The following is a 5,935-nucleotide window of genomic DNA, read 5'->3' as shown; positions in this document are numbered from 1 at the left end:
CCCGGCCCGGGCCGGGCACGCGAGCTCGTGCCAGGTGGCGCCCACGACCACCCCGCCCAGGGTCAGATGCTCCCTCGACCAGGTCCGACAGCACCTGGCGCCGCCCGGGCGGTCATCGGCGACCCGACGTCCGGCCTGTCGAGGGCCACCGGGCGCCGGCTGCAGCGACACACCGCCGCCCACGCCCGCGCCGAGGAACTCCTGCTGCCGCACCTGCGGGCCGCCACCGCCGACCTCGCCCACCACACCGGCCGGCTCCGCCCGCCCGACACCCCCGAAGGCCGGCGCCCGCGCACCGCCCTGGCCGCCTACGAGAGCGCCTGGAACACCACCGGGAGCAGCATCGTGACGGAACCGCAGGATGTTTCATCACGAGCCCACCCGTGACGCACCCATCACGGGGCGGCACGAGGCGCCGGCCACCCGACGGTGGCCGGGCGCCGCCCGCGCAGGGCGAGGGCCACACCCTGCGGTCCTTCGCCGGGTAGGGCTTGGCGTGCAGCACCCGCACCTCCCACCACGGATCGTCCGGGGCCCACACCAGCGCGGTCACCAACTCCCGCCTGGCCGGAGCAGGCAGCACCAACAGACCCAAGTCCTTCTCGACGCGGTCCTGCTCGTACCGCGGGCACTCCAACCGGTCGGGGCCGGCCTCCTCGGCCAGTTCCGGCAACGAGCCCGCCCCTTCCGCCGATCGAACCCCGACACGTCCAACACGGACGCAGCGCGGCGTTCGCGACCCGGGCGGCCTCCAGCCGTGCCCGGGCCTGGGGCCCGAGCGATCCGCCAGAACCTGCTGCGGCGCTCCCTGGGGCGGGCGGACGAGGTCTGCTCTGCGCTCTCCGACCTCCCCGCCTGCATCGCCGGGACGGGCCGTGAACTCACACGCCCGGGGTCCGGGCGCGGAGCCGGTAGTGGAGGTCCTCGAGGCGGCCCGCGCCGCGGCTGCTGCGGTTCTTGATGCCGCGGCGGATCTCGTCGAGGACCGGTGTGCCGCGTTCGTCGCCGCGCAGGGCCAGGGCGGCGGAGGCTTCGAGGCGGGCGTCGAAGCGGGGGTCGGTGAGGCGGGCCGCGAGGACGTCGCGCAGGGCAGGGGTGTCGGTGGGACAGCGGGTGAGGGCGTGGAGCGCGTTGGTCCGGGCGAGGGGGGCGGGGTCGTCGGCCAGGCGCAGGAGGGCGGCCAGTACGTCGGGGTGGCCGGCCAGGTGGGCGGGAAACGCCAGGGCGACGCAGTGGCGCACGCCCGGGTCGGGGTGGTCGGCGCGGGCCAGGCGGCCGGGAACTCCTCCTGGGAGCAGTAGCCGGTGAAAGCCGCGACCACGGTGCGCAGGGCATACGGGTCCTGTTCGACGGCAAGACGGGGCCACAGGAACTCGACGGCCTCCCGGATGAATGGCGGCTCGTCGTCGCCGTCAGCGGGGTTGAGGCCGAAGCCGAGGAAGTGGATCGCGTCGAGCGCGAAGCGCCGACGGTCGAGGGAGGCCGCGTCCGCGGCGCCCCCGGCGACACTGCGGGCCCAGCCGAACCTCTCCCGGCTCTCCGGTCCGGCGATCCGCATCAGCAAAGCGAGCCAGTCGTCGTGCTCGGGGTCGGCGTGAACCAGGGCACGGGCCATCAGCTCGTCCGGCATGCGGTGGACGCCGAGCCACGCCTCCAGGTCCGTGATGACCCCCCGATGGGCCGGCGGAGACACGGATCCGGCACCGCATCCCCTCTCGAGGGCCGCCCTCGCGACCCGCAGCACACAGCGATGGGGGCTGCCGGCGCGCAGCGGGTCGCAGTCGGAGGACAACAGCGCACTCAGGGTCCAGCAGGCGCCCGTCCCGGCGGCCCAGGTGACCAGGTCGACACCGCCAGCCCACGGACGGGTGGGATCGACACCCTGTCCGACCAGACGGTCGACAACGGCATGGCGCCCCGCGGCCAACAGGGTGACACCGTCATCGCCCACAAGTTCGCCGTAGGTCCGGCGCCCTCCGGGTGAGCCCGGGTCAGCGCCTCGTCTCGTTCTGGTGGTAGTGCTCGCGTTCCAGCTCGCGCGGGCGCCCGGCCGCCGGCGGCAGCAGCGCGCCGCTGCCGAGCGATCGGTCGACCGCCAGCTCCTGTGCCGCCCGCCGAGCCCTCACATCGACGCGGTTCGGAGCGCCGGCTTCGGCCCTCCTCAGATCGGCACGAGCCTGCCGCTCCGCCTCGACAGCCCGGCCGTGCTCACGCCCGGCCCGGTCGACCCTCGCCTCCGCATCGCGCAAAGCGCCCCGCATCCCCGTGGTGACCAGCTTCATGCCGCGCCCGCGCTGCTCCAGGAACTTCCTGGTGTCCGTCATGTCGCGGACCGCCTTGTCCAGGACGGCCTTCATGACCTCGAGCGCCAGCTCCGCACGGACCAGGTCCAGCGACGCCTCCCGGTAAAGCAGGTCACCCGGCCAGGTGCGGCGTGCGTGTTCGGCCGCACGGCGCAGCCGCAGGTTGGCGTCTGCATCTTCGGCCGCACGACGCTGCCGCAGGTAGTCAGCAGGCGTCTTCATCGCTTCGGTGTCCTCGGGTGCCGTGGCTGTACGGGGCCGTGCCATGCCGACAGGATCGCAGACGGATCTCGTGCGCGTCCCCTGCCCCGTCGCCGGCTTTTGTCCCGGATCCCCGGTGACCGGTACCCGGCAGTGGACCGGTCACTACCGGGATGCCGACCGTTCCCGTGAACATCCGGCTCCGCCTCCCGGACCGCTGTCGCGATGTTGCTCCACGACGTGAGCAGAACCGGAAACAGCGGGCACCCGGGCCACGTGAGCAGCCCTGCGGGCCCCTCGAAAACCCCGGGACACGGCCGGCCGCCACCGCCCGGTGTCAGTGCCGAGGAGACCGCGGCGCAGCTGGCGGCCTGCGCCGCTCTGCGGGAGCAGTCGGGCCCGGAGTGCCGGGGCCGGGCGTGGGAGCGGCGCTGGCGGGGTCCTTCCCGCGGCTGCTGGTGGTACTGGTCGGCACGGCGGCCACCGTGGTGCGCGGCGCGGTGGCGGACCTGCGCCTCACCGCCGAGGAGAACCCGGCCGGAGCGCCAAACTCCCCGCCGAAGGTCAGCGGCCTGCGGCGGAGAACAGCCGGTCAGGTTCGGCGCCAGCAGAAGCTGGCACGCTCCTCCTCGGCGGCCGCGGCGTCGGCTGCGGCCCGCTCCGCCTGGACGGTCTCCGAGGTCCGGGGGTCCCCTTCCAAGGTGAGCCGTCGTGAAGGCCGGCCTCCACGACGGCGGGCCGCCACGCCACTGCCGGACCCGTCCGGGTAGGCCGGGTCAGCTGGTGCTGGCGGGCTCCTCCCGCGCGGTTCGGAGCTCGCACTGGTCGAGGAGGCGGGCCAGGTAGCTGTAGGCAGCCAGGTGCTCCATGGCCTCCTGCTCGGTCAGTTCGTCCCGGGTGCGGGTGGTGACGTTGCGGACGGTGAGGTTCAGGCCGGCGGCCAGGTTCTTGAGCGCGGAGTTCAGGTTGATGAGCCCGCTGCCAGCGGTTCCAGTCCGCCGCGCATGCTCTTGGTCGTCTTGTCGGTCGGGGTGCCGGGCCAGGCGAGCTTCGGTTTGCCGGGGCTCGGCTCCCCCGCCGAGAGGGTCTGCTGCCAGAACGGGGTGTCGTCGACGTCGTTGCGACCCACCCGGTCCTTCCAGTGCACGTTGAGCGCCTCGGCGGCTTCCCGCACCGCGACCCGGTACTGATGGTTGGTCCAGTGCGCTGCGGCGGCGCTCCAGACGACCGGGTGGAACTGGGCGGGGGAGAACGCTGGCAGGTCCGTCTCGACCGCGGCTTCGGCTTCGGCTTCGGCTTCGTCGATCATCAGGCTCGCCACCAAGCAGACGGACTCCGCGCGGGAGGTCTTGCAGACCTTCATCACCACCGATGGCACCGAACGGACCGACACCAGCACCGCGCTGGGCGAGCCGATTCCCGAGGGCTTCAACTGCTCCCTGATGATCAACTCGCGGATCCTCTTCAAGAACATCCTCACCGAGGGCTTCAACTCCGGCTCCGGGTCCGCGCTCACCGCCGCCGCCGACGACCCAAAGGATGTGGGCAAGGCCTGGAGCACCACCGTCAGTGGGTCCGTTTCCGCGAACCTGACGCTGCCCCGCATGAAGTCCAAGAAGGCAATGAATCTGGGCTGGTACTACTTCAGGGTCTCCGAGCAGAGCCCGAACACGACCACCATCGACCTCGGAGGGCTGACCCCCGCCGACCCGGCTGCGCCTTCTGGTAGGCGTCGACGACGTTCAGGATGTCCGCGGCGTTCCTGGACACCATCTGGCGGGGCACCAGCGGCGGCGCGAGCGCCTGGGCGCACTCGCGGTACGGCCCGTCGCCCTGCGGCCACGCCAGGTTGTGCGCGAGCCAGTAGCGGGGCCGGAGCAGGGCTGCGTTGGACACGGTGGTTCCCCTTCGCCGCGGTGGGGACGGGCAGGGCCGCCCGGACCCGGCCACCGTAGCGGGACCGCCACCGAACGTGTCCTCGAACCGGCAATCCGCCGGACCCGACCGGCCGGGGCGTCAGGCCCGGCGGATCGCCCCGGAGGAGAAGTACTGCACCAGGACAGCGGCGAGGTGAGCCGCGGCCTTCGCCTCGGCCGGCGTCTCCTTGCGGGTGGGTCGCTGCTTGCCGTGGCGGCTGGTCTGTCCGTCCCACAACTGCTTCATCATCCGGCGCACCATCTCGACGCCCTCCTGCGGGTCGGCACCCTCGATGTCGAAGACCAGCTTGTGCGCGATCTTCGGCATCTCGCCGAGCATCGTGCCGAGCGTCGCCCGGTCGCGCTTGGGGTCCACGGTGGCGTGCGCGGCGGACTCCACCGCCTTGATCGCCTCGCTGTAGGCCTTCACCGGGTCCGGGACGAGGGCGTACGCCCAGGTGATCGCCTCGGTCAGGTGCTCGGAGGCCGACCCCCGCTCCGGCCGGTCCGCGCTCTCGACTGCGGCCCGCAGGGTGCGCGCGACCGCCGGGTCGATCCGCGCGACCAGGGCGCGGCCGTCGGAGCGGACCGTGTAGCGCGAGCGCGCGTCGTCCAGCAGCTGCTGCAGCGGCCTGCGGCTCACCGCCCCCTGCTGGGCGGCCACCCTGCTCACCCCGGCCATCAGCGACATCAGCACACCCGGCTTCGGCACGTCCCCGGCCGGGGCGACCGGCAGGGCAGCCACGACTGCCGGCACCGGGACCGGCAGCAGATCCAGCAGGGCGTCGACCACCTCCAGCAACCGCTCCGACGGCGCCCAGTAGGCGAGGCGCTCCGGGTAGTCGACGTCGGGCTCATCGGAGCCGTCCTCCGTGTCAAGGACCAGGTCACAGCGGATCGCGACCCTCCGCCAGACCTCCCCGCCATGGCGCAGCACGGCGGCGTGGATCCACTCACGCAGCGGCGTCTCCAGGGCGGCGGAGACGTCCTCGCGCAGGGGAGCGGTTCCGCCGTCGCGGTAGGGCAGTGGGGTCCACGGAATCGTCACCCCGTCACCGTAGACGTTCAACCCCTCGCGCAGCACGGGCAATTGACACCGGCCCGTACGGGACGCCTTCCCGTGGTCAGCCGGCGGAGCTCCGCTCGGCCTGCCAGCGGTCGGCGAGCTCCTTCTTCCAGTCCTTGGGCGGCGGCCACGGCACGCCCCACACCGCGAGCTGGTCCCGCGTCCAACCGCCGGCTCAAGCTGCTATGCCCAACACGGCGAACGTTCTCGGTCACAGCATTAGGCCGGGCGCCGGCGCAGGACCTGGTCTCGTCAGACCAGCGCTTGTCGGCCGAGGGCCCGATCCGGCTACAGAACGGGGCGTGCCAGCCGGCGCGCTTCGCGCCGGTACCCACACACCGGTGCGCCATGTGATGGGGCCGGAACGCTGCGGAGGGGCTCGCCGACCCGGCCGGTCGCGATCATCCGACCGGGTCGCACCGCTGCCGCGGTGCGGCATGTCCGGTCGA

At 73.1% G+C, this 5,935-nt stretch carries 7 protein-coding genes and 1 pseudogene; 2 read left to right on the top strand and 6 right to left on the bottom strand.

The window, feature by feature from the left end; all coding sequences use genetic code 11:
* The coding region (locus ACFC0B_RS40735) for a hypothetical protein (protein WP_376098532.1) at window positions 1-387 on the top strand (387 nt) is incomplete at its 5' end.
* Between the two features lie 494 nt (window positions 388-881).
* Here the strand turns inward: ACFC0B_RS40735 and ACFC0B_RS40730 are convergent.
* Both ACFC0B_RS40730 and ACFC0B_RS40725 read right to left on the bottom strand, forming a co-directional pair.
* Entirely contained in the window at window positions 882-1,367 is a 486-nt protein-coding gene (locus ACFC0B_RS40730) for a HEAT repeat domain-containing protein (protein WP_376098529.1), read from the bottom strand.
* Window positions 1,368-1,991: 624 nt separating this feature from the next.
* Window positions 1,992-2,570 carry a hypothetical protein gene (locus ACFC0B_RS40725; protein ID WP_376098526.1) on the bottom strand — a complete coding sequence of 193 codons (579 nt, stop codon included), beginning with the start codon at window positions 2,568-2,570 and terminating at the stop codon, window positions 1,992-1,994.
* 353 nt (window positions 2,571-2,923) lie between these two features.
* Here ACFC0B_RS40725 and ACFC0B_RS40720 point away from each other — a divergent pair, with 353 nt between their 5' ends.
* A complete protein-coding gene (locus ACFC0B_RS40720) occupies window positions 2,924-3,274 on the top strand; it encodes a hypothetical protein (RefSeq protein ID WP_376098523.1) in 351 nt (116 codons plus the stop codon).
* 117 nt (window positions 3,275-3,391) lie between these two features.
* On the opposite strand, the pseudogene ACFC0B_RS40715 reads toward ACFC0B_RS40720, so the two are convergent.
* From ACFC0B_RS40715 to ACFC0B_RS40700, 4 genes and pseudogenes are all read right to left on the bottom strand, one after another.
* Window positions 3,392-3,436 (bottom strand): annotated as a pseudogene (locus ACFC0B_RS40715) (hypothetical protein); the annotation flags it as partial.
* Between the two features lie 29 nt (window positions 3,437-3,465).
* On the bottom strand, window positions 3,466-4,110 hold the full coding sequence (locus ACFC0B_RS40710) for a TIGR02391 family protein (RefSeq protein ID WP_376098535.1): 645 nt from the start codon (window positions 4,108-4,110) through the stop codon (window positions 3,466-3,468).
* A 38-nt stretch (window positions 4,111-4,148) separates the two neighbouring features.
* On the bottom strand, window positions 4,149-4,400 hold the full coding sequence (locus ACFC0B_RS40705) for a hypothetical protein (RefSeq protein WP_376098520.1): 252 nt from the start codon (window positions 4,398-4,400) through the stop codon (window positions 4,149-4,151).
* 120 nt (window positions 4,401-4,520) lie between these two features.
* The gene (locus ACFC0B_RS40700) at window positions 4,521-5,468 is read right to left on the bottom strand and encodes a hypothetical protein (RefSeq protein WP_376098517.1); all 948 of its coding nucleotides are present in this window, start codon (window positions 5,466-5,468) and stop codon (window positions 4,521-4,523) included.
* Window positions 5,469-5,935 lie beyond the last annotated feature (467 nt).

Origin of the sequence: Kitasatospora sp. NPDC056184, from assembly GCF_042268405.1 — a bacterium.
Classification (GTDB): domain Bacteria; phylum Actinomycetota; class Actinomycetes; order Streptomycetales; family Streptomycetaceae; genus Kitasatospora.
Note: the sequence above shows the minus strand (reverse complement) of the source record. Positions and strands in the feature narration are given on the sequence as shown.

Bases quoted from the DNA above. Each gene is read 5' to 3' on its own strand.
- ACFC0B_RS40725 (WP_376098526.1), bottom strand. From the start codon at position 2,570: ATGGCACGGCCCCGTACAGCCACGGCACCCGAGGACACCGAAGCGATG.
- ACFC0B_RS40710 (WP_376098535.1), bottom strand. From the start codon at position 4,110: ATGCGGGGCAGCGTCAGGTTCGCGGAAACGGACCCACTGACGGTGGTG.